The sequence below is a fragment of the cyanobacterium endosymbiont of Braarudosphaera bigelowii genome (genome assembly GCF_020885515.1).
Classification (GTDB): domain Bacteria; phylum Cyanobacteriota; class Cyanobacteriia; order Cyanobacteriales; family Microcystaceae; genus Atelocyanobacterium; species Atelocyanobacterium thalassa_A.
In genome coordinates this window covers 759,491-784,720 of record NZ_AP024987.1, presented here as the reverse complement: position 1 = coordinate 784,720, position 25,230 = coordinate 759,491, and the positions used below count along the sequence as shown (strand labels likewise).

Here is a 25,230-nt window from a genome sequence, read left to right as displayed (position 1 = left end):
CTATTAGAGCTGTTAGCTATCACTGAGGTTGACAATAAGCAACAAATAACAGTAAAAACGCTATAGCTTTATTGAGTGTGTGGAAGTGGTAAACCAGATCAAAAAGTTACATTTTTCTCCATTATTAGGAATTATTCTCACAACAACAGTATGGTCAATAAGTAGACCTGTTAAAGGACAGGATATGTTATTTATAGAGAACTTAAATGACCAAGAAATTCAACAAGAGTTTTCTGGTCATTTAAACCTAAGAAAGTATTCTGATAATTTATCGAATTTAACTAATTCTTCTTTCAAAGTATCAGCTGTAAAAAATACAATCATTACAAAATCGATTTCAGAATTACAGAAAACTTTTTATACTGCTCAATTAGAAGAATCTTCATCTAATACATTTAAAGATATAAACTTATCAGAAACTTTTACTTTACAAGAAACAAAAATAAGTGAAATAAAAAAACAAGAAACGTTAGAAGAAGAGCCAAGAATTTTAGTAGCAGAGGTAATAGTCAAAGGAGCAGACGAAGAATTAGAAAACTTAATATATAATATCCTTCAAACAAAACCAGGACGCACGACTACACGTTCTGAGTTACAACAAGATGTTAACGCTATTTATGCAACTGGCTACTTTGCAAATGTTCAAGTTACTCCTACTGACACTCCTCTAGGAGTACAAATTACCTATGCTGTCAAAGTTAATCCAATTCTAAAGCAAGTAGTTGTTAATACAGTTCCTGATATCAAAGATCAAAGAGCATTGCTTCCTGAAACGGTTCAGAAAATTTTTGGCCAACAATATAATAAAACTCTTAATCTTAGAGATCTTCAAAAAGGTATTAAGAAAATTAATGAGTGGTATGCTGAACAAGGCTTTGATCTTGCTCAAGTAATAGGTTCTCCTGCAGTAAGTGACGATGGCATCATTACTTTAATTATTGCTGAAGGAGTCATAGAAAATATAAAAGTTCGTTTTTTTAATGCTGAAGATGAACCCGTAAATGGTGGAACTCGTGATTTCATAGTTACTCGAGAGATGCAGCTAAAACCAGGTAGTGTGTTTAATCGAAAAACAGCTCAATTTGATCTACAACGTATATTTGGTTTAGGTTTATTTGAAGATGTAAGGATTTCTTTTAGTCCAGGAGAAGACTTAAGGGAAGTTATCGTAAATGTTGATCTGGTGGAAGGAAATACCGGATCACTTGCTGCCGGAACTGGTATTAGTTCTAGTAGTGGATTATTTGGGACAATAAGTTATCAAGAACAAAATTTGGGAGGCAATGGACAAACTATTGGTGGTGAAATACAAGTTGGTGAGAGAGAATTACTGCTCGATGTTAACTTTACAGATCCTTGGATTGCAGGAGATCCCTATCGTACAGCTTATACTGTGAATGGATTTCGCCGTCGTACCATTTCTCTTGTATTTGATGGAGATGATAGTTCGATCAGAACCATGAATGGTTTTGACAGTCCCAGAGTTATACGTACAGGAGGAGGAGTCTCTTTTGCTCGTCCATTAGGAGCCGATCCTTTTAGTAAACCTGATTGGAGACTGACTGCTGGGTTGAATTATCAACGAGTATTGATAGAAAATGCTGATGGTGATATTGCTCCTCTCTCTGCTCCTATAAACGGTTATCCAGAACAACCTCTTTCCTTTAGCGATTCAGGTCGTGACGATTTATATACATTAACTTTTGCTGCCGCTCAGGATTTTCGAAATAATCCTCTACGGCCTACCAGTGGGCATGTTATTCGTTTAGGGATGGAACAAACAGTACCGATTGGTTCAGGTAGCATTGGGTTTACACGTTTACGAGGAAATTATAGTTACTATATTCCAGTTAATTTAATTGATTTAGGTTTTATTGAAGAAAATCAGCCTAAACCTCAAGCTTTTGCATTTAATATACAGTTAGGTACAGTTTTCGAAGATTTACCTCCTTACGAAGCTTTTGTTATAGGTGGAAGTAATTCAATACGTGGTTATGCTGAAGGAGAAGTTGGAAATGGGCGTAGTTACTTTCAAGCTACAGCGGAATATCGTCTTCCTATTATTCCTGCAGTAGGAGCTTCTATCTTTTTTGATTATGGTACTACAATAAAATCTCAAAGGTCTGTACGTGGAATTCCTGGTGTGGTGAGAGGATTACCTAGTGACGGTTATGGATACGGTATTGGACTTAGAATACAATCACCTGTTGGGCCAATTAGAGTGGATTATGGAATTAATAATGAAGGTGATTCTCGTGTTCATTTTGGAATTGGAGAAAGATTTTAATTAATATAGACAGTTACTATTTATCATGAATATAGATATGGATGTAAAGTTTAAAGTGTCAGGTGTTGGCCTACATTCTGGAAAAGAAACTCAGGTAAAAATAATACCTAATTATTATAATCAAGGACATCATTTTATTAGGGTAGATCTTTTTAGTAATCCAGTGATTCCTGCCCAGGTTTCTAAAGTTGGTCAAACTATATTGTCTACAGAATTGTCCGATAAAAATATTACTGTTCGGACAGTAGAACATTTATTAGGTGCGTTAACTGGATGTGGAATTAAAAATGCTCGTATAGAAATTAATGGAACAGAAGTTCCTTTACTAGATGGTTCAGCAAAGAATTGGGTTGATGCCTTTACTGCTTCAGGCTTTGCTTTTTCGAGTATACAAGAGGGCGCTCCTATCCTAAAACCAATTTGGGTACAAGATAAAGATGCTTTTGTTGCAGCGATTCCTGCACCAGAGATATGTTTTACTTACGGAATCAACTTTATTTATAAGGTTATTGGAAATCAATGGGCTAGTTGGAATCCTAAGGAAGAACCTTTTATTGATTTTATTGCCCCTGCAAGAACGTTTGGTTTTATTGATCAAATTGATAATTTAAGACAAGCTGGATTAATTAAAGGAGGAAGCTTTGAAAATGCATTAATTTGCAATCACCAAGATTGGATAAATCCTCCCCTAAGATTTAGTGATGAGCCTGTACGACATAAATTATTAGACTTAGTAGGAGATCTTAGTTTACTAGGATTTATACCTCGAGCTCATTTTATAGCGTATAAAGCTAGTCATAAGCTCCATGTTCAATTAGCACAAAAAATAGCTCAAATTAATCAGTAATATATTAAGCAAGTAAGTTCAGATATGTTTAATTATGTGTTTATTAAACCAAATATTTACAGTCCCTAAAATAATTTAACTATTTGGGTGGGCTATACCCACCCAAATAGTTAAATTGCTGAAACCTCTAAACTTAATAAATTAGAGAAGTCTCCTTCTAGGACAATATTACGGTTATTTGCTGCAAGATGACGAACAATTTTATAGACTGCCTCCACTTCTTCAGGATACCCTGTCTGTAATGCTAAAGTCTCAATATTTATCTTTCCAGTTGTTTGTTTCATTACTGTTTGTACTTTAGTCTGTAGATCCAATATTGAAGCAGCCATTTGTTTGCCTGCCTCTACTCCAGGCTGATGGTAAGCATTAATATTCACTAAAGAGGCATAAAAGCTAATTGTTCTTTCATACATAGCAATTAAAGCCCCTATCGTACGAGGCTTCACTTCAGGTATGGTTATTGTAATAGAATCTCTTTTGTTTTCATACAATGCTTGTCTAGTTCCTTGTAAAAAAACAGATAAATAATCACCTGATGTTACTCCAGGTTCTAATTCTAAAGGATGATTCTGTCCATCCTTAAGCACCTCAATAAAAGTAGCAAAAAAATTAGAGACTCCATCCCTAAGTTGTTGAACATATGCATGTTGATCTGTAGATCCTTTATTGCCATATACAGCAATACCCTGATGAACTATATTTCCGTCAAGATCTTTTTCTTTACCTAGAGATTCCATTACTAGTTGTTGTAAATAGCGGCTAAAAAGAAGTAAACTATCCTTATATGGAAGAACAACCATATCCTTCTCTCCCTTGCCGTTTCCAGAAAAATACCAAGCTAAAGCTAGTAACGCAGAAGGATTATCTTTTAAAGATTTTACCCTAGTAGCTTCGTCCATTTCTTTAGCTCCAATTAACATTTCATCAATGTCAATTCCTTGTAAAGCAGCGGGTAATAAACCAACAGCAGATAATTCAGAGGTTCTTCCCCCTACCCAATCTTGCATAGGAAACCTTTCGAGCCATTTACTTGCTAGCTCATCCATGATACTACCTGGCATAGTAACTGCAACAGCATGGGATTCAAATTTCAGGCCTTTCATTTTATAGGCACGTTCAACTTCCAACATCCCATTTCGAGTTTCAGGCGTCTTCCCAGATTTAGTAGTAACAATTACCAAAGTGCTTTTAAGACGTTCACCAATTTTATAAATGGTTTTATCTATTCCCTCTGGATCTGTATTATCAATGAAGTGAATAAACATAGATGGTTTGTCAGGAGATAGCGCCTCTGATACAAATTGAGGTCCTAACGCTGAGCCTCCGATACCTACGCAAAGTATATCAGTAAACTTATCTGCTGACGGCGGTTTAATAGTACCTTGATGAATTTTTTCAACGAATTGTTTAATTCTAATCAAAGGTTCAGTAATTTCTTTTCTTACTTCATCATTAGGGGCTAGTTCTGGAGCTCTTAACCAATAATGTCCAACCATTCTTTTTTCGTCAGGATTAGAAATTTTTCCACTTTCTAAAGATTCCATATCTTGAAAAGCTTTATTGAACTTTGGATTAAGTTGATCAACAAAATCTTGACTGAATCTCATTCGACTGATATCAAGATATATTCCTAATCCATTATGATAGTACAGCCAGCTTTGATAACGTTGCCACAGTTCTTGTTTATTCATAGAAAGTACTACACAAACTTATTAATTGTAAAGAATATTTTATTCTCCACAATTAATAATAGAATATATCGGTAGACAAGAAGTTATTAAAATTCCTAAGTACAGTGATTCAAATCTAATTTTGCATATATTATATGCTTAGTTTTGTTTCCAGCCATAAGATAAGTACTAAAACTTTTATTATTACTTACAGCTTTTCTCAAGCTAGAATTTATACATTTTTAGTCTATTCCTTCAATCCTGTCTTCAGCTTGTTGATATAATTCTTGTAATCGTTCTAAATTATTATCAGATGTTTCCCAATAGCCCCTACCGTTAACTTCTAACAAGGTACTAACCATTTTACGAAAAGAATTAGGATTTAGATCCATTAAACGTTTACACATTTCTTCATCTTCAATAAATGTAGTATTTGCATCTTCATATACCCAATTATCGACTGCATTGGCAGTAGCAGACCATCCCATAGTATTTACTAAACGTTTTGAAATTTCTCTAACACCCTCATAACCATGAGATAACATGCCTTCATACCATTTTGGATTTAATAGTTTAGTCCGCGTATCTAATCGAACAGTTTCAGATAGAGTACGTACCTGTGCATTAGCAGTTGTTGTATCAGCTATATAAGCTGCAGGTTGTTTTCCATCTTCTCTTAGACTAGCTACAATTTTTGTTGGATCAGAATCAAAATAATGAGAAACGTCTGTTAAGCTAACTTCTGAAGAGTCTAAATTTTGAAAAGTTGCACTAGCTGTTTTTAAAGCAGATTCAAATATTTTTCTATTATCTTTCATAATGCCAGGATTATTTGAATCAAAAGAAAAGCTTTTTCTATTTAGATACATGTTTTGTAGTTCTTCTTCTTTTTCCCAGCTACTGTTTTCTACTGCTAAATTAACATTAGAAGAATAAGAGCCAGATGCATTCGAAAAAATACGAGTTGCTGCTTCTCTAACATTAATATCCATTTCTGCAGCCTGTTCTAATGCATGCTTACGTATATAGTTCATTTCCAAAGGTTCATCAGCTTCTGCTGCCATTTTAACAGCCTGATCTAATAAATTCATTTGGTTAATAAAAAGATCACGAAATACGCCGGAACAATTTACAACAACATCAATGCGAGGTCTCCCCAAATCTTCAAGAGATATTAACTCCAATTTATTAATTCTTCCTAGAGAATCTGGGAGGGGTTTAACTCCCACCATCCACATAATTTGAGCTAAAGATTCTCCATATGTTTTAATATTATCTGTTCCCCAGAGTACACATGCAATAGTTTCTGGATATTTATCTCCATTATCAATTTTTTGACGCTTAAGAAGAGCATCTACTACTATTTTGGCAGACTTTACTGCGGCTAATGTAGGAATAGATTGAGGATCTAATGCATGGATATTTTTACCTGTAGGTAAAACATCAGGATTACGGACAATATCGCCACCTGGTCCAGGTAAAACATACTCTCCTTCTAAGCCTTTAAGTAATGATTCTAGTTCATAACTTGCACAAAGCTTTTCTAGACAAGATTCAAGATATCCAAAAAGTAGCTTTAAAGAACTTTTATTAATTTTGGAATATCCTAGGTCTTCTAAAGTATTTACCCAAGGAGTTTTTTGAGTAATTTTTAAAATATCCAATTTTGATATAAGGTTTACTCGACCTTCTTCATTTATTCTTGCTTTAACCATTGAGGCTACAGCTTCTCTAGTCGCCAGTACAATTTTTTGTAGTAATTCAACATCTTCTAATTTACCAATATCATTATTGTAATATATATCTTTAATATCTCTTTTTATACTTTCAGCAATAAGACGTGGTAAAGATATTATTTCTTCTTCTTCTCTGTCTAATGATGCAATATTTACTAGTGTTGCAACGACTTCTTCCCCTGTTGGAGGTTTGCCAATGATATGAAGACCGCATGGTAGTAAACGAGACTCAATCTCCATAAGTTTACTATAAACAATACCAATAATATTATCCTTTTCTTCTGCAGTCATTTCTTTTGCATCAATTTCAGGTAAATGAATATCCTTATCTAGGTTTACCAATCGACACTGATCCATGACTGTATTAACTATTTGGATTCCACGACTGGTATCTTTTAAAGTTTGATATGACCCTATTAATTCATTTAATTCTTTTAATCCTTTATAGAGTCCTGCATTCTCAGCCGGAGGAGTTAAATATGAAATAGTTTCTGCATAACTACGACGTTTTGCGATAGTAGCCTCTGAAGGATTATTTGCTGCATAGTAATATAAATTGGGAATATTTCCAATCAAAGTGTCAGGATAACAATCACCTGACATTCCCATTTGTTTCCCTGGCATAAATTCTAGAGATCCATGAGTACCGAAATGTAACACTGCATCTGCTTGCCAAACTTCATTTAAATATGTGTAGTATGCAGCAAACCCATGATGAGGACTAGCAGACCTTGAGAATAATAAACGCATAGGATCGCCTTCATATCCAAAAGTTGGTTGTACACCGATGAAAACATTTCCAAAGTGCTTACCGTATATAAGCAAACTTTGACCATCGCTGTTAAGATTTCCGGGAGGAGCCCCCCAATTTTCTTCTAAGCGTGTAGAGTATGGAGTTAATTTTTCATATTCTTCTACAGACATCCGGTAAGCTACATTTAATTCAGGAGAAGCATATTGAGCTTGTGCATCCTGAATAATAGCATTCATTAAGGCCTTTGGTGAATCTGGTAGTTCTAATAAATTATATCCCTTGTCCTTTAAAGCTTTTAGTACCTCATAGATAGAACTAAATACATCTAAGTATGCTGCTGATCCAATATTACCTTTGTCAGGTGGAAAACTAAAAATGGTGATAGCTATTTTTTTGTCTTCTTTTACTTTCTTCTTAAGATTAGCCCACTTTACAGCCCTTTGTGCAACTGTTTCAATACGATCTTGAAGTGCTATTGAACGCCCGGTATTACCATCTCTTCCTGACAATATTATAGGCTCAATAGCACCATCTAACTCAGGTATGGCTATTTGTAATGCAACTTGAATTGGATGTAATCCTAAATCACTATCCTCCCATTCTTCAGTGGTTTGGAACACTAATGGTAGTACGCACATATAAGGACAATTTAAAGACTTTAGTGCATCTATCGCTCTTGGATGATCCTGTCTTGCCGGCCCACCTACTAAGGCAAATCCTGTTAAAGAAACAATAGTATCTACTATAGGGGTTTTTATATTATTACTATTATCAGTGGACCTATTCCAAAAATATGCCTCGATAGGTTTGGAGAAATCTAATCCGCCTGCAAATACAGGAATAACCCTTACTCCCATCGATTCTAGTTCTTGAACCATCGCAACATAATGAGCATCATCTTTTGTCACTAGATGAGTTCTTTGGAGTACTAGCCCTATACATGGTGTTGTAGATTTTTTTAGATCGTCTGAAATATCTGTACGCATATCATACCATTGAAGGTAGGATGTAATATCTTCAAACATCTTTAATGACAAAGGATGCCAAATCCCTATGTCAGGATAAACAAGAGGATCTTTATAGCTAATTACTTCATCTTTAAAAAGATTAGGGAAAGAATATTTATGAGCTAACATAACTAGAAAATTTTCTAAATTTTCTGAAGATCCGGCCAACCAATATTGGAAACTTAACATAAAGTTCCGAGCGTCCTGTGCCTTCTCCACTGGAAGATATTTTAAGACTTGAGGCAATGTACGCAATAACTTTAACATTGCATCTTGAAAACCTGTCCCAGAATTTTGCTGTCGCTTACGCATAAATTGAGAAACCATGCTTTTAGATTGACCCAATTGACTCATTGAGAAACTTCCCAATTTATTCAAACGCATTACTTGCGGCATTGATGGGAAAACTACTATGGCGTCTAATTTGTCGCGAAAAGGTAAAACTGTTTCAACAACTTTATCGGCTAGATCTTCAATAAAAATTAAGGAAGCAATAAACAAATTGGCTTGTTCTACATCTTTTTGAAACTGTTTATAATTTTCTGGATCTCGAAGTTCTTCTATTAAATATCCACTAACTTCAATTGCTATTTTAGAATTATTACTGTTAATGTTTCTAACTGCTGCGGAGATGGAGCTTTGATATTGTGGTTCCAATACGACATAGACTACCTTTAGCAAAGAACGACCATTTATTGTCTCTGGAGTAATATGACGAATGGTTGACTTAACGTGGGTGAACATATGCAGCACAACTCCTAGTTTTTATAAAAATCTTATTTACGAAAGTCAAGTATCTGACTAGAGTGATAGCTCTGAAATTCAATAACGTATCTATACTTTTGATCAGAAAATAAGGCTAGTTCTTATATCATTATGTATATTTTACTTATCTAATAAGCTATGTGTAAAACAATAGATATTAAATTTTCATTTACTTAACCATATAGAATTTTAATATCTGTCTCTGAAAGATAGTTACTTTATTTATCCTTTTGATTATATCGCATAAAGATTATTTGCTTGAGAATGTTAAAAAACGCAACATCTTTTTTGAATTATACTTTAAATATTCTCATTAGCTATAAATCATGATCCTTGAACTTAATAATTTATTTACAGTCAACAATTATTAAAGATTCTAAAGTTCTATCTGGTAGACAAATTAAAATTATATTCTAAATAATCATTAGTCTGTCAAAGTAGTTATATCTTTTGTTGGAGAGGAATCAGATAAATTTTGATTAGTTTCAGGAATATTAAATTCGGAAGGCGGAAAAACTTGCCAAAACTTATGTATATAGTCTTCCCAATTATCAAGAATACATTTGGCTCTTCTACTATTTGTTTTATCAGAGTGGAAATTAATTAAATTTTTTAGTTGCATTTTTCCTTCTTGCGTGCAAACTCTTTGTATATCTACGCTATCAAAATTAATTTTTTCAGGAAATTTATTATCTTCATCGAGAAAATAACCAAGTCCTCCTGTCATACCTGCTCCAACATTACGACCAACTGAACCTAAAACTACTATGACTCCACCTGTCATATATTCACAACAATGGTCTCCAGCTCCTTCTATAATTGCTTTTCCCATAGAGTTACGAACTCCAAACCTTTCTCCTGCACGGCCATTTACCGATAAAATTCCTCCAGTAGCACCGTAAAGACAAGTGTTTCCTATAATAATATTATTTTCTGCTTTAAATTTCGATCTTTTGTTGGGAATTATGATAATTTCTCCACCATTCATGCTTTTACCCACATAGTCATTAGCCTCTCCCTCTAAATGCATGAACATACCAGATAAATTAAAAGCAGCAAAACTTTGACCTGCTGATCCTTTAAATTTAAGTTTAAGTTCTCCAGAAAATCCATTATTTCCATATTTTTTAGCCAATATTCCTGCTATGTGACCTCCAGTAGTACGGTCAACATTGGAGATACTAATATGTTTAACAACAGTTTTTTGATTATCAATAGCAGACATAATTTCAGGATCATCAAGTAATTGATTGTCTAGCGTTGAAATATTTCTGTAAATTTTTCTATGATTAAGCCAAGTACGATTTTCTTTTACGTTGGGAAGATTCAGAATACATCCTAAATCGATTGATTGGGTTTTACTTAAATAAGTATCACGACGCATTGTCAAAATATCAGAGCGTCCAATAATTTCTTGTAATGATGTGTAGCCTATCTCAGCTAATATAGAACGAATCTCCTCAGCAATAAAATAAAAGAAGTTAACAACATTCGCAGGAATTCCATTAAACCTTTTTCGTAATTTTTCTTGTTGTGTAGCGACTCCAACAGGACAGTTGTTAGTATGACAGATACGTGCCATAACACATCCCTCAGCAATCATAGCAATAGAGCCAAACCCAAACTGCTCAGCTCCCATCATTCCTGCTATTACAACATCCCAACCTGTTTTTAGACCACCATCAGTACGCAAAATAACCCGATCACGAAGTTGGTTTTCTATCAACGTTCGATGAACTTCAGTAACTCCAAGTTCCCATGGGCATCCTGCATGTTTAATAGAACTTAAGGGTGATGCTCCAGTACCTCCATCATGTCCAGAAATTTGTATTATATCAGCATTAGCTTTTGCTACTCCTGCTGCTATCGTCCCGATACCAATTTCTGTCACAAGTTTAACAGCAACTTTCGCACTAGGATTCACTTGGTGAAGATCAAAAATTAATTGAGCTAAATCTTCAATAGAGTATATATCATGATGAGGAGGGGGAGAAATTAGAGTAACACCAGGTTTTGAACCTCTTAGCATAGCAATATATGAACTAGCTTTCTCTCCTGGCAACTGCCCTCCTTCTCCTGGTTTTGCTCCTTGAGCCATTTTAACCTCTAACTGCTGAGCATTCATTAAGTATTCTGGTGTCACTCCAAATCTTCCTGACGAAATTTGTTTAATTGCTGAGCTTGCAGTATCACCATTAAATAAACCTTTTAAATGAGGAAACGTTGGAGAGTGTCCATTTTCATCTACATCAGATAAAGTAGTAAATCGGATAGGATCTTCTCCTCCTTCTCCTGAATTTGACTTACTTCCTAAACGATTCATAGCAATTGCAAGAGTTTCGTGAGCCTCTCTTGATAACGCGCCTAAAGACATACCCCCTGTACAAAATCTTTTCACTATATCTTCTACGGGTTCAACTTCAGTAATTGCTATAGAAGGACGATCACTGGTGAACTCAAGTAAGTCCCTTAAAGCTGTTGCAGGACGTTTTTTAAGATACTTTTGATATGTTTCGTAATAGTTGTAGTTTTTTTGATCTCGTTCGTTATTTTTTAGTTTGTAGTTACCAACAGCTTTATGAAGAATTTTAGCCATTTCTGGAGAATTCATATGATATTCCCCTCCTGAACGATAATTGATAAAACCAAAATTTCTAAGTCTTTTGTCAGTTAGTTCCGGGAAAGCCTGGCTGTGAATTCCAATTGTTTCCTGAGCTACTTCTATTAAGCTTAATCCGCCAATACGACTAGTTGTACCTCTAAAAGCTACATTAATAACATCTAAATTTAGACCGATAGCTTCAAAAATTTGAGCTCCATGGTAAGAAGATAAAAGAGAGACTCCCATCTTAGAGAGAATTTTTAATAACCCTACCTCTACAGCATAACGATAATTTTTTAATGCTTCTTGAAGCCCAGTAATATTTATTTTATTTGCATTGATTAGTTTCTGGGTTTTAGGAGCTTGCCACCATTGTCGTATAGTTTCAAAAGTAAGATATGGGCATACAGCTGAGGCTCCGTAACCAAATAAACATGCGTAATGGTGTGTACTCCAACATTGTCCTGTATCAATAATCAGAGATGTTTTTGAACGCAATCCTCCTTTAATTAAATAATGATGGACGCTTCCCACTACTAACAGAGGTGGAATATAGCTAACAGTTTCACTAATATTGATAGTATTAGGAAAACGATCACTCAAGATAATAATTGTGGTTCCTTCCTGTACTACTTGAGCTGCTTTCTTACATAATTTGTCCAAAGCAATTTGAAGCTCATTTGGGCCTAAGGTAATATCAAATAATGTAGATAATTCACTTATATTAAAATTTGAATATCTGATCTGATTTAATTCTGCTTCATTCAGGATAGGAGTTTTTAGCTTTAAAAGTTTGGCATCTATATCTCTAGGTTCTATAAGATTGCCCTTTTCTCCTAGCAACATTTCTAAAGACATAACTAAACTTTCTCTTAAAGAATCTATAGGAGGATTAGTTACTTGAGCAAATCTCTGTTTAAAATAATCATAGAGTAAATGATGTTTTTCAGACAATACTGATAGAGGAATATCATCTCCCATACAAAAGACTGGTTCTTTACCTTGAATCGCCATAGGTATAACAACCATGTCAACATCTTCTGCTGTATAGCCGAAAGCTGTTTGTTGATTTAGTAATTGTTCTGAATTCTTTATTAGTAAGATATTAGAAAAATTTTGAGGTGTAATTTCTTTACGATATTTTCTTAACCATTCTCCATAAGGCTTTGTTTGAGATATACTTTGTTTTATTTCCCAATTTTTTAATATTTTCTTAGCTTTTAAATCTACTGCTATACTCTGTCCAGGACCAAGTTTACCTTTTTCTATAAAACTTGTTTCAGGCAGATCTACTACACCAGTTTCTGAACTAACAACGATATAATTATCAGTAATGGAGTATCTTGCTGGACGTAACCCATTGCGATCCAAACAAGTTCCTATCGTTTTTCCGTCACTGAAAACTAAAAGTGCTGGACCATCCCAAGGTTCTTGTAGGCCACTATAATATTCATAAAAATCTATAATTTGTGGATAATCTTTTAAATCAGGTTGGTTTTGGTAAGCTTCTGGGACTAGTATCATCATTGATTCAAGCAAGCCATGACCACTTCTTATTAATAACTCAAGGATACTATCTAAATTATAGGAATCACTATTTGCAATATTAACAATAGGAGCTAAAGCACTTAGTTCTTCAGCTGTCCAATTTTGGATTTTAAGAATTTTTTCTTTAGCAGATATTGAATTGATATTACCAGTTAAAGTATTAATTTCACCATTATGTCCTAATAGACGCATTGGCTGTGCCAACGGCCATTTAGGCATAGTATTTGTACTAAAACGTCTGTGGTATAAAGCAAATTGACTAGTAAAACTCGAATTTTGTAAATCTTTATAAAATTTGCCAAGAACTGAGCTACGTACCATTCCTTTATATACAATAGTACGACAACTAAAAGAACAAATGTAAAAATCATCCGCTAATAGTTTTCCGATATATGAACGTGCAATATATAGTTTTGTATCCAAAGCATCTCCTGATAATCCCTCAGAAGATATGACCATTATTTGTTCAATATGAGGTCTATTGTCCTTAGCTTGAGTACCTAATATGGCAGGATTAACAGGAACTTTACGCCATCCTAATATGTTCAAACCAGAAGCCTTAACTACAGTATTAACATGTAAGCGTTTAATCTTTTGCTGGTAAGGATCTTGTGGTAAAAAAACCATGCCTATTCCCAGTTTTTCTCTTGGAGGCATGACAATTTTATTCTCAATAAACCAAGATTTTAATAAGACATAAGGAATCTCTGTCATAATGCCTGCACCATCGCCTGATTCATTATCTGCACTACAACCACCTCGGTGTTCCATGCGTTCTAATGCAGTTAAAGCTTTTTTAATTAGTTGATGAGAACCTTCTTCTATAATATCTGCGATGAATCCTACCCCACAAGAATCTCTACTTTCAACGATAGAGGGAGGTCCCATGTAAGTTGTATTAGATTTGCTTTTGAAATTCATATTACTATTCATGCCTATTGTATTAATGTATTAAGCTAATCTATACAGATATTTTAAAAATCTAGAAGTAAATTGTTTGGCTCGGGTATAATTTTACTAAACTAACCTCAAAAACAGCTTAAGGATTTATTTCATAAGTATATTTTCTTTTAAAAAAAAATTAAATTAATAATATACTATCGTTAATAAAATTGACGGTGCTCAACATGTTGTATTTGTTTACAATTAGATATTTAAATTAATTTAAATCATAAAAATTACTTAATATTATTCTAGAAAAATTATTACTAAAGTAGAAAAATATTAATTATTAGAAATAGCTTTTTTCATTCTATTAACGTAAATGTTTTTATATACTAATTATTGTCCATATTCATACTTTTCTTTATGAATAAAAGAAAAAAAAGCATTTTTAGCTGCAGCCTGTTCTGCTACTTTTTTTGAGCAACCGTAACCAGAACCTAAATTATTATTTTTTACCCAGACTTCTGCAAAAAATCTTTGATGATGATCTTTATTTCCCTCATATTGAACAACTTGATATTTTGGCAATAATTTATATTGGCTTTGGCTCCATTCTTGTAATGCATCCTTATAATTTTGACGTGCAGGATCGGCTTTGATCTCTGCTGCCTTTGAAATCAATAATGGATCTAACCAAGGACGTATTAAAGACATATTTTGTCTATTAAGATACAGTGCTCCTAATAATGCTTCAAAGGTATCTGCCAACCACGATACTTTCCCTATCTTGTCTTGAGCTACACCTTTTGTCATGAGAAGATAACGTTCTAGTCCATATTGCTCAGCAAACTCTGCTAAAGTATTATCACTAACTAATATAGATCTTATAGCAGCGAATTCTCCTACGAGTTCATTAGGATAATTTTCTAATAATATTTCTGCAGCTACTAGTCTTATCACTGAATCTCCTATAAATTCGAGCTGTTGGTAATTATCTTTTTTAGAAATTGTAGGATGAGTTAATGCTAAATCAAGTGTTTCCCAATCAAATTTTTCTATGCTAGATAATCCTAGCTTTTGTATACAAATTTGTAATTGTTTTTTACGTCTAGTATCTAAAAAACTCATTGTTGATTAATATTTGTGTGATGTAATACTAATTAAGTAAATATAATTAATTAAAAAATTAATTATAGCAAATTGTTTTCTCGTATTTTTTTATCATTGATATTCTATAAGCTAATACTATTAAAGTATTATTGTATATTTTCATTTAAAGTAAATATAATAATATCAAGTATTTTCGTAAGTATTCTTTACAGAATACTATCTATTTATCGAAAAAATTTGATATGTAAATCAGTATTCTGTATTTTTATTATCCTATCTTTTAAATAAAAGATAAATTCACGTGCTTATAGAAATATGACAAGTAATTCCAATACTTTATCGATTAACTTTCTTGCTAGAAAAACATTTTTTAAATATTGAAAACTCTTAATGTTATTTTTCATAAAAAGATTGTAACCATACTACAATATCCTAGCAAAATTTATAACAACATATAATCTATATTATTATTGCTTTTTATGAAAAATTAAGAGCATAGTCATCAAATATAGAAAATATTTATCTTGGGTTATTAACTTTACTCAACAGTAACAGATTTAGCTAAATTACGAGGTTGATCAACATCTAAACCTCGTTTAGCTGCGATATGATATGCTAATAATTGTAAAGGTATTACTGATACAATAGGCGACAATATTTCATCTACTTCAGGTACAAATAACAAATCATTAAATATTGATCTGGCTTCTGTATCATCAAGAGATGTAACACCTATCAAATGTGCATCTCTTGCTCTTGCTTCCTGAGCATTAGATAGGACTTTATCATGTACAATTCCAGGCATAGTAATTGCCACAACAGGTACTTTTGCATCTAATAAGGCTATAGGTCCATGTTTCATTTCTCCTGCTGGATAGCCTTCTGCATGTATATAGCTAATTTCTTTTAACTTTAAAGCCCCTTCTAAGGCAATTGGAAAATTTATCCCTCTACCTAGAAAAATAAAGTCTTGAGTATCACAAAAATTATGAGACAATTCTTGAATCTGTTCTCCTTGCTTTTCTAGAATTATTTCGATTTGACTGGGCAATTTCCTTAAGCCTTTAATAAGTACTTCAATTTCTTCTAAACTTAACGTTTTACGACGATATGCTAGCTCTAATGCTAAAAAATAAAATCCCATTAACTGAGCTACAAAACTTTTGGTTGCTGCCACCCCGATTTCGACACCTGCATGAGTATTAATTATACAATCTACCATGTGAGTCAAAGTGCTTTCAGGACGATTGGTAATACCTAAAATTCTTGCATCATAAGGAAATTCCAAACCCATTCTACGTTGCTTTTCCATTTCTAATGCAGCTAGGGTGTCAGCTGTTTCACCTGACTGTGTTACTCCGATAGTTAGAGTATTTGCTAATATAGGAGAAGGGAAGTAACGGAACTCTGATGCATACTGAACCATTGTTGGAATCCCTGCTAGCTGCTCTAATAAATATTTTCCAACCAAGCTTGCATTCCAGCTAGTACCACAAGCTACAATCTGTATATGATCAACATTACTACATAACTTGACAGCATTGCCTAATGTAATAGGACTACTATTATAAATATTTTCTATGTTCCAATTAGGATCTAAGTAATTTTCTAGACAACTTCTTACGACAGAAGGTTGCTCATAAATTTCTTTAAGCATGAAATGACGAAATCCTTGCTTCTCAACTGTCCCAATATTCCAATCAAGAGTACGGGGTAATTTTTTAAGACGCTGCAATTCAAAATTGTAAACTTCAACTCCAAGAGGTGTAAGACGAGCAATTTCTTTATTTTCTAGAGATAACACTGTATTGGTATGAGGAACAATCGCTGTTACATCAGAGGCACAAAAAAATTCTCCTTGTCCAAAACCAATAATCAGAGGAGCTTGGTTTCTCGCTACTATTATTTCATCAGGAAAATCTGCACAAATAACGGCAATCGCAAAGGATCCATTCAGACAATCAATAGCTTTTTTAACTGCATTTAACAAGCTGTCGTGGCTCATTTCTTTAGAAATATATTTAGCTATTAAGTGGGGTATAACCTCAGTATCAGTTTGTGACGTAAACTGATAACCATCATCTATTAATTTTTCTCGTAACTCTTGATGATTCTCAACAATACCATTTTGTACTACAGCTATTTGTTTTAAGCTATTAATATGAGGATGAGCATTATATTCTTCAGGTTTTCCATGTGTAGCCCAGCGAGTATGACCAATGCCAACTTTAGAAAAATTGCTTTCTCTTTCTAACTTTTCTCGTAAGTTATACAGTTTTCCTTTAGCTTTAGTACAAAACATGTTTCCTTCAAAAACTGTTGCAATTCCTGCTGAATCATACCCTCTATATTCTAACCTTTCTAATCCACCGATCAAAATTTCTGTTGCTGCCTGCGTTCCAACATATCCAATGATTCCGCACATATTTTTTATATATTTCTAGCTAATTAATTGATTATCAATGATTGTACCTAAAATAACTAGTTAATTTTTTTGGTTAATCTTTGATATTTTATTACTATGTTCCTAGAAAAACCATAAAGCTTTTTTGTTAGTTATTAAGAAATAGTGAAGTATAAAATATAAAAAATGTAGATTTTTTATATTTAAAAATAACTTCAAATTATTCTATAGAATACTCTTGATAAGAGATTAACAAAGTTTACTAGATATAATTAAGCAATACTTCTTAGTATTATAAATTTATTTACTTTTCTGATAAAGTTGACTCGGATTACGATGTATCTATCTTATTTGAGAAATCATACTTTACTATAAGCTAAAAAAGTTGTATAAAAAATATGCAAATTTTCATATTTGTAGAATTTGTGAAGAATCATAAATACTAATGATTTCACTACAAAGAAATTTTTTTTTAAGTTTTATTTTATATTAATCAAGATAACTAAGTTTCTACAGGAAGTTATATATTTTTGAAAATGTTTCATTACTGTAATTGAAACTCATATAGTTAGACATTACGCCTATGATTTAGGCTATGATAAATAAACCTAAAGTTTTTTTAGAGGATTGTTTAGTTTATATGATGAATGAAAATAAACTTTCTACAGAACAGTATCAAAAAAAAATGCGGCAACGTAAAGAAGTTCAGCAGGAACGTCTTGTTGAGGCTTCAAATAAAAAAGGACTAATTATTGTTAATACAGGGAACGGCAAAGGTAAAACGACTGCCGCCTTGGGTATGGTTTTACGTTCTCTAGGACATGGGTTTAATGTAGCTATTATTCAATTTATTAAAGGTGCTTGGGAACCTGCAGAAAAAAATATTTTAAGAATCTTTGAGCAACAACTTCAATTTCATGCTATGGGAGAGGGATTTACATGGGATACTCAAGATCGTGAGAGAGATATTTGTAAAGCCGAAGAAGCATGGGAAAAAGGTTTATCCTATATCAATAATTCTAATTATCAATTGGTACTCCTTGATGAAATAAATATTGTCTTAAGGTTAGGTTATTTAAAACCGCAAGTGATAATTAATGCTCTTGAAAACAAACCTAAAAATACTCATGTTATACTCACAGGAAGAAATGCACTTCCTGAAATAGTGAAAATTGCTGATCTAGTAACTGAGATGAGTTTAGTAAAACATCCTTTTAGGGAACAAAAAATTAAAGCTCAAGCAGGAATTGAATTTTAATACATTGATTTTAAATAAGAAATAAATTACTATGGTATTCTGTGAGTTTTTACTAAAACTATGAATGCCCAAGAAATTATTAAAAGTATAGAATCTAAATATTTGAAGGATAACCTTCCTGAGATTAATGTCGGCGATTCTATTCGTGTCAGTGTACGTATCTCAGAAGGGGGAAAGGAACGAGTTCAACCCTATGAAGGTGTTGTTATAGCAATGCGAAATGGTGGTATTAATGAAACTATTACTGTTCGTAAAACTTTTCAAGGAGTTGGAGTAGAAAGAGTTTTCTTACTTCATTCTCCACGTATTGCAAATATTAAAATTGTTAGTCGAGGAAAAGTTCGCCGAGCCAAGCTTTATTACTTACGTGATCGTGTAGGAAAAGCTACTAGAATTCGTCAACGTTTTGATCGTCCTATTTAATTTTTTTAAAATGGTGCACATAGCTAAACACAGTCAGACTAAACTACGCTATAATTAGAGAGTGTGGGAAGTTATTTAACTATGGCACGAACCATGCGCTCTTAGTTCAGTTGGTAGAACGCAGGTCTCCAAAACCTGATGTCGGGGGTTCAAGTCCTCCAGGGCGCGTATTGTATGTATTTAATAATCATCAACAAATGTATCTCTAGAGAATAGTTCTTAACTTCTTAGCTATAAGTTCTACCTTTCCATCTTCCACCTTTTCCTCTCCAGTAGTTTAAAGCTGAGTCAAAAGTCATTGCAGCATACAGAGAGGTTATAAATGGTAAACTTAATGCCCATAAAGGAGAACACTCATATAACATAATAGTCGGCATATAAGCAACGGTCATTAAAAACCAATTAATTATTCCAAGAACTATTAAGGTTTCATCATGGACTAGTAACCCATATGTAAAGCCAACTGGCCCTATTAAGTATATAAATACTAAGCCTACTAGTGTTCCTACTAACATAAACGGAGAATGGTTCAATTGAGTATAAGCGGTTCTTGCTACCATATTCCATATAGGTTCTAGCCTATCATAAGAACGTAAACTAAGCGTTTCTTCACTTAATCCCAGCCAAATTCCTTGGTTAGCATATTTCTTATTGTCTCTCAATTTTTTCTTAACAAAAGCTGCTAAAGAACAATCATCAATTAAAGTTTCTCTAAGTACTTCGACACCACCAATTTCCTCTAAGATAGATCGACTAATTAGTATACAACCCCCAGCAGCAGCAGCAGTTTTTTTATAATAGTTATTAACCCAAGCAAAAGGATAAAGCTTTTTAAAGAAAAATATAAATGCAGGAATTAATAGTTTTTCCCATAGACTTTCACATTTTAATTTCACCATTAATGAAACTAAAGCTAAATTTTCTCTTTTTGCTTTAGTAACAAGTTCTTCTAAATTATTTTTATGGTGTTCAATGTCTGCATCAGTTAAAAGAAAATAATCTGGCTTATTTTTTAGTTGATTAGCCTTATCAATTCCTTGTTTTATTGCCCATAATTTCCCTGACCAATTACTTATAAGAGGTACCCCAGAAATGATATGCAAATTATTCGAATTACTGCAATTTTTCACACTTTCCTTAGCTATATTTTTTGTATTATCAGTGCTTTGATCATCAACTAAAATAATGGAAAAATTACCTGAATAATTCTGTTCTAAAAGAGATTTTAAGCTTGTAGAAATAAATGTAGCCTCATTTCTAGCCGGTACTATTGCACAGACAGAAGGGTAATTATTAAGATGATATGAACTTTTATCGATTTTTTCATTATTTAGCCAAAATCCTCCTCTGAATAATAGTAGATATATCCATGCAACTATAGAAAGACAAATAATTGAAACAACAATATAATGCATAATTAAGTTCTTTGAAATTTTTTATATGAAAAGTTAAATTGTTAGTTGTGAATTTTCATTAAAACACTGTCTATAAACTCCTTCTGTTACCAAAATAGAAGTTAACATATTAGTTAAAACAATCATAAAAAGAATTAAGATTTGATGAGAAGAAGCGTCAGAAGGGTTAGATCCTCCTAAAACCTGTCCAGCAAACATTTCAGGTAAACTAACAATACCTACTACCATCATTTGATTTAAAATAGGAATTAAGCTAATACGTATAGATTCGTGTTTATAACTAGTAATTGCTTGCCTAGGAGTAGCCCCGAGACATAAATACGTTTCTATTTCACGTTGGTTATGTCGAATACTCTTAATAAGATGTTGCCCAGACAAAGCTGCACTATTCATAGCATTCCCGAGAATCATTCCAGCAAGGGGAATAAGATATTGGGGAGAATACCAAACCTGAAGATGAATAATTAAATAAAAAACATAGCTTAAAGTAAATAAATTGCTGATTAACAAAGAACCTGAAATGATGAAAAAAAAGCTTCTTCCATTATAATCGATACGCTCTTGTGTAACCTTTGCAGCAATTAATAGCATTACTCCAAGAACAGTTAAAATAGGAATAGGATGATTTAAGTTAAAAATAGTAGAAATTAAGTATCCTAGAGCTAATAATTGGAGAAAAGCTCTTCCTGTAGCAAGTAATAATTGTTTTTCCAACCCTAATTCTTGCCAGTTTGATAAGGCTATAGCGATAGCCATCATACCAAAAGACCAGCTTAAATCAACAAAGTTTAGTTTTATCACATTACTTGGTTCATACATTACTTCATGACAGCAGAAGAGGATAGTATTGATTATCTAAACACTACTTTATATTACAAGTAATGTTTAATTTTTGTTCTTATTTAAAAAAATTTTGATCAATATAATGTGCTAACAACCTTTATATTGTTAGAATTTATTAAGCTGTTTTAGTAGTTCATTAGTTTTTTGTATACCATTTGCGTTGTCATATTTTTGATATAATTGCAGAGCTTCCTTTAAAGCTGTTTCTGCTTCTTTTATTCTTTCTCTTTCTTTAAAGGTAAGGCCTAAGTAGTAATAAGGTAAAGGATTTTGAGGAATAATATTAATCAAATCTGTGTATGTAATAGTTGCTCCCAAGAAATCTTTTTGTGCTAGTTGTATACGCCCAATTCCCATATAAGCTTCTGAATATTTATGATTAAAATAAGATATACGTTTATAAATTTTCAAAGCTTCTTCTAAATTATTTTGAACTTCCAATATGCCAGCAATTTTTAACTGAATTTTTAAATTTCTAGGGTCAATTTTTTCTGCTATTCTAAGCTCTTTTTTTCCTGAATAAATTTGACCTTCTTGTAATAGAGCAGTAGCTAATAGAAGCCTTAATTCAGTATTACGTGGAAACTGCTTAACTGCATTTTTTAAATATTTAACAGCTTGTTTAAATTCTTTTTGTTGTAATAGAGAGGATCCCATAATAGAAAATATATTAGGATTATTTGGATCTAACGCAATAACTCGTTTATAAGCTTCAGCAGCTCCGTCATAGTCTTCTTTTCGTAAAAGTACAACGCCTAGCCCAATATAACTTTTCACAGACTTAGGATTAAGCTGCACAGCATAGTAGTACGCTGTAGCTGCATTATCATTATCTCCAATATTGGCTAAACTATGACCTAAGGCATAATAAAAATCTGCATTACTTAAATCTATAGAAAGTGCTTTTCTGTAATATTGAGCAGCAGCCTGATAATTCTTCTGTTGTGTGTATAAATAGGCAATTCCAGAATATATTTTTGCGTTATTTTTATCTAAGATGGATGCCTCCTTATAAGCATTAATTGCTTTTTGATAATCTTTATTTTCTGCATATTTTCGCCCTTGACGTAATAAATCATCAAGTTTTCTTTCGATAGGTTGTTGTGATGCAATTACGTGCGATGTTGATAGTCCAAAAGCAATAGTTTCTGAAAAGCTAAAAAATAGAGAAACTATAGAAAAAAATATAATTTTGTTCAACATGTTTTTAAAAAAAATTTCTTATGGAGAAGATGTTTTCGTATGAAGCTATCTTAAATATTTTACTTAATAACCAATTATATTTGCTAAATTATACTCAAATAATATTTAAGATAACTTAATAGATTTTAAAAAAATTATTTTATATTCAAAAAGTGACTATAGATTAAATATTAGTATACTAATTATATCAATTAGATTTTATTTGGAATAATCTTTATCATTCATGTATGATATGGCTTACTGATTAACAGAATTAATGTGTAGAAAATTAACCGTTATTGGAAAGTTTTAATCCATATAAAAATTAGATTAAAACTTTCCAATACATTAAATGTTAAGCTAAAATTATCTAAAAATTAAGTATGATTATCAATTTTATTTCGCTTTGATAGAGAACAATCTAATTTATATCTTTTTCACTAGAAGAAAATATTTATATTCAGATATTTAGCAGATAACGTAGCTCTTACTCATCTCTTTTTTTTAATTATAGTCTTGTTATATAACAAGTAGGATTGATTATTTATCTTTATAAAGTTGTGGAACTGAATTAAGAAGCTCTTTTGTATATTCTATTTTTGGATTACTAATAATTTCTTCTGTCGTTCCCAATTCAACAATTTCCCCCTTTTTCATTACCATAATCCTATCACTCATAAATCTTACAACACTTAAATCATGAGAAATAAAAATACAAGTTAGCTTAAATTCTTGCTGTATTTCTTTTAAAAGATTTAAAATTTGTGCTTGGATAGAAACATCTAAAGCAGATACCGACTCGTCACAAATAATAAAACGAGGGTTTAATGCTAAGGCTCTCGCAATACATATTCTTTGCCTTTGACCTCCTGAAAACTCTTGAGGATAACACTCAAAGCTCATTTCTTCTAAACCAACTAATTTTAATAGTGTCTCAGCAATTTCTTTTCTCTTAGCGTATTTTTTTTCTATTTTATGAATAATCATTGGCTCCATAATTGTTTCTCCAACGGTCAAGCGTGGATTCAAAGAATTATAAGGATTTTGAAAAATAATTTGTATATCTTTTCTTAATTTTCGTAAAAAATTACTATTATCTGAAAGCTTTAATATTTCGTATTTATCAAATAAAATATTTCCTTGTTTTGCTTTAATTAACTTTAAAATTGTTTTCGATAAAGTTGATTTTCCGCAGCCAGATTCACCAACTAAACCTAAAGTTTCACCTGTGTACACTTCAAAATTTATATCGTTAAGTACCTTAACTTCATTAAACTCAACGGTTAAGTTTCGTACTGATAATAAAACTTTTTTATCAATAACATCCTTTTCTCTATCTTCAATTTCTTTATCTGAAATTATTCTGTTGATTAAATTATTTTGTTCAAAAGGATCGATTATTTCCTTGTGATGAAAGAAATTTGAAATTACAGGCAATCTATCTATTTTAGTTTTTAGAGGAGGAAGACAAGCTATTAGGCTTCTAGTGTAATAATGTTTTGGATGATAAAGAATTTGATCCTTTTTTCCTCTCTCTACTATTTTCCCTTTATACATAACCAAAACTTTATCAGCAATTTCATTAATAACACCCAAATCGTGAGAAATAAAAATCATAGATATATTATTTTGTTTACACAGACCTAGTAGTAATTTTAAAATAGCTTTCTGAATAGTAACATCAAGAGCTGTTGTTGGTTCATCAGCGATTAGGATGTCTGGTTTGCAAGAAATGGCCATAGCAATCATAACTCTCTGCAGCTGACCTCCTGAAAGTTCATGCGGATAACGTCGCAAAAAAGCTTCTTTTTGTTCTTTTATATATGATTGAACTTGTTTCTGATCTAAGTTATTTTTTGGAGAAAATGTTGATTTTTTTACCTGTGTTTTTTCTGAAAGATAATTTTTTTCTAGTGTAATATCGTCTTCTAAAACTTTTACATATTGCAATAATTCAATAGCTTTATTTTTGGCTTCTTTTTTACTTAAATTTTGATGAAGTTCAATAGCCTCAAGAAGTTGATAACCAATTGTATATAAAGGATTAAATGAACTCATAGGTTCTTGAAAGATCATAGCAATTTTCTTGCCACGATATTGTGTCCATTCCTTAGAATTTAATTTAGTTGTTTCAATATAATTTTGCTGTGTTACATAATATTTTATTTTACTATCCGAGGTAATTTTTCCGGATTTCTGAATTAGACCCATAATAGCTAGAGATGTAACAGATTTACCTGAACCTGACTCTCCAACAATACCTAGTATATCTCCTCTCTCTAATTGAAAACTTATATCATCTACAGCAATTTTATTTAGTTCCCTATTAACGTAAAATTCAACATGAAGATTAGAAACGTCAAGAATGATATTACTCATAGTTATATACTGTTGAAGTATAGAGGAATCTTAACTCACTTTTTCTAGTTTAACAAAAAGCTGACTATCACCACATTAGTTTGTAATATCTATTGGTTTAAATAACTTAAAAAAA

Annotated in this window: 13 protein-coding genes and 1 tRNA gene; 5 read left to right on the top strand and 9 right to left on the bottom strand. The window is 32.3% G+C overall.

What is annotated here, in order from left to right:
* The first annotated feature begins 79 nt into the window (after positions 1-79).
* Positions 80-2,287 carry a BamA/TamA family outer membrane protein gene (locus LPC16_RS03315; RefSeq protein ID WP_040054151.1) on the top strand — a complete coding sequence of 736 codons (2,208 nt, stop codon included), beginning with the start codon at positions 80-82 and terminating at the stop codon, positions 2,285-2,287.
* 25 nt (positions 2,288-2,312) lie between these two features.
* The gene (gene lpxC / locus LPC16_RS03310; protein WP_040054150.1) at positions 2,313-3,134 is read left to right on the top strand and encodes a UDP-3-O-acyl-N-acetylglucosamine deacetylase; all 822 of its coding nucleotides are present in this window, start codon (positions 2,313-2,315) and stop codon (positions 3,132-3,134) included.
* A gap of 110 nt (positions 3,135-3,244) precedes the next feature.
* On the opposite strand, the gene LPC16_RS03305 is transcribed toward lpxC, so the two are convergent.
* The 5 genes from LPC16_RS03305 to glmS form a co-directional block, all read right to left on the bottom strand.
* Positions 3,245-4,825 (bottom strand): glucose-6-phosphate isomerase, encoded by a 1,581-nt coding sequence (locus LPC16_RS03305; RefSeq protein WP_229636790.1) that lies wholly within the window; start codon positions 4,823-4,825, stop codon positions 3,245-3,247.
* A 221-nt stretch (positions 4,826-5,046) separates the two neighbouring features.
* On the bottom strand, positions 5,047-9,045 hold the full coding sequence (locus LPC16_RS03300) for a magnesium chelatase subunit H (RefSeq protein WP_229636789.1): 3,999 nt from the start codon (positions 9,043-9,045) through the stop codon (positions 5,047-5,049).
* Positions 9,046-9,490: 445 nt separating this feature from the next.
* The gene (gene gltB, locus LPC16_RS03295) at positions 9,491-14,149 is read right to left on the bottom strand and encodes a glutamate synthase large subunit (RefSeq protein WP_229636787.1); all 4,659 of its coding nucleotides are present in this window, start codon (positions 14,147-14,149) and stop codon (positions 9,491-9,493) included.
* A 348-nt stretch (positions 14,150-14,497) separates the two neighbouring features.
* Entirely contained in the window at positions 14,498-15,229 is a 732-nt protein-coding gene (rnc, locus tag LPC16_RS03290; RefSeq protein WP_040054146.1) for a ribonuclease III, read from the bottom strand.
* A 520-nt stretch (positions 15,230-15,749) separates the two neighbouring features.
* Positions 15,750-17,636: a glutamine--fructose-6-phosphate transaminase (isomerizing) gene (gene glmS, locus LPC16_RS03285; RefSeq protein WP_229636786.1), complete on the bottom strand. Its 1,887-nt coding sequence runs from the start codon at positions 17,634-17,636 to the stop codon at positions 15,750-15,752.
* A gap of 619 nt (positions 17,637-18,255) precedes the next feature.
* On the opposite strand from glmS, the gene cobO reads away from it, so the two are divergent.
* The 3 genes from cobO to LPC16_RS03270 all read left to right on the top strand — a co-directional run bounded on the left by cobO (position 18,256) and on the right by LPC16_RS03270 (position 19,464).
* A complete protein-coding gene (gene cobO, locus LPC16_RS03280; RefSeq protein WP_229637713.1) occupies positions 18,256-18,873 on the top strand; it encodes a cob(I)yrinic acid a,c-diamide adenosyltransferase in 618 nt (205 codons plus the stop codon).
* Positions 18,874-18,933: 60 nt separating this feature from the next.
* Positions 18,934-19,296, top strand: a complete 363-nt coding sequence (gene rplS, locus LPC16_RS03275; protein WP_229636784.1) for a 50S ribosomal protein L19 — start codon at positions 18,934-18,936, stop codon at positions 19,294-19,296.
* Positions 19,297-19,391: 95 nt separating this feature from the next.
* A tRNA-Trp gene (locus LPC16_RS03270) sits at positions 19,392-19,464 on the top strand.
* A gap of 59 nt (positions 19,465-19,523) precedes the next feature.
* On the opposite strand, the gene LPC16_RS03265 is transcribed toward LPC16_RS03270, so the two are convergent.
* From LPC16_RS03265 to LPC16_RS03250, 4 genes are all read right to left on the bottom strand, one after another.
* Positions 19,524-20,711: a glycosyltransferase gene (locus tag LPC16_RS03265; protein WP_229636779.1), complete on the bottom strand. Its 1,188-nt coding sequence runs from the start codon at positions 20,709-20,711 to the stop codon at positions 19,524-19,526.
* Positions 20,712-20,744: 33 nt separating this feature from the next.
* Entirely contained in the window at positions 20,745-21,530 is a 786-nt protein-coding gene (locus LPC16_RS03260; protein WP_229636777.1) for an ABC transporter permease, read from the bottom strand.
* Between the two features lie 129 nt (positions 21,531-21,659).
* Positions 21,660-22,757: a tetratricopeptide repeat protein gene (locus LPC16_RS03255; RefSeq protein WP_229636776.1), complete on the bottom strand. Its 1,098-nt coding sequence runs from the start codon at positions 22,755-22,757 to the stop codon at positions 21,660-21,662.
* 519 nt (positions 22,758-23,276) lie between these two features.
* Entirely contained in the window at positions 23,277-25,115 is a 1,839-nt protein-coding gene (locus tag LPC16_RS03250) for a dipeptide ABC transporter ATP-binding protein (protein WP_229636775.1), read from the bottom strand.
* Between the last annotated feature and the right edge of the window lie 115 nt (positions 25,116-25,230).

Coding starts and splice junctions, on each gene's coding strand:
- gltB (WP_229636787.1), bottom strand. CDS start 14,149: ATGAATAGTAATATGAATTTCAAAAGCAAATCTAATACAACTTACATG.
- LPC16_RS03300 (WP_229636789.1), bottom strand. CDS start 9,045: ATGTTCACCCACGTTAAGTCAACCATTCGTCATATTACTCCAGAGACA.
- glmS (WP_229636786.1), bottom strand. CDS start 17,636: ATGTGCGGAATCATTGGATATGTTGGAACGCAGGCAGCAACAGAAATT.
- rnc (WP_040054146.1), bottom strand. CDS start 15,229: ATGAGTTTTTTAGATACTAGACGTAAAAAACAATTACAAATTTGTATA.
- LPC16_RS03260 (WP_229636777.1), bottom strand. CDS start 21,530: ATGTATGAACCAAGTAATGTGATAAAACTAAACTTTGTTGATTTAAGC.
- LPC16_RS03265 (WP_229636779.1), bottom strand. CDS start 20,711: ATGCATTATATTGTTGTTTCAATTATTTGTCTTTCTATAGTTGCATGG.
- rplS (WP_229636784.1), top strand. CDS start 18,934: ATGAATGCCCAAGAAATTATTAAAAGTATAGAATCTAAATATTTGAAG.
- LPC16_RS03250 (WP_229636775.1), bottom strand. CDS start 25,115: ATGAGTAATATCATTCTTGACGTTTCTAATCTTCATGTTGAATTTTAC.
- lpxC (WP_040054150.1), top strand. CDS start 2,313: ATGAATATAGATATGGATGTAAAGTTTAAAGTGTCAGGTGTTGGCCTA.
- LPC16_RS03305 (WP_229636790.1), bottom strand. CDS start 4,825: ATGAATAAACAAGAACTGTGGCAACGTTATCAAAGCTGGCTGTACTAT.
- LPC16_RS03255 (WP_229636776.1), bottom strand. CDS start 22,757: ATGTTGAACAAAATTATATTTTTTTCTATAGTTTCTCTATTTTTTAGC.
- cobO (WP_229637713.1), top strand. CDS start 18,256: ATGATGAATGAAAATAAACTTTCTACAGAACAGTATCAAAAAAAAATG.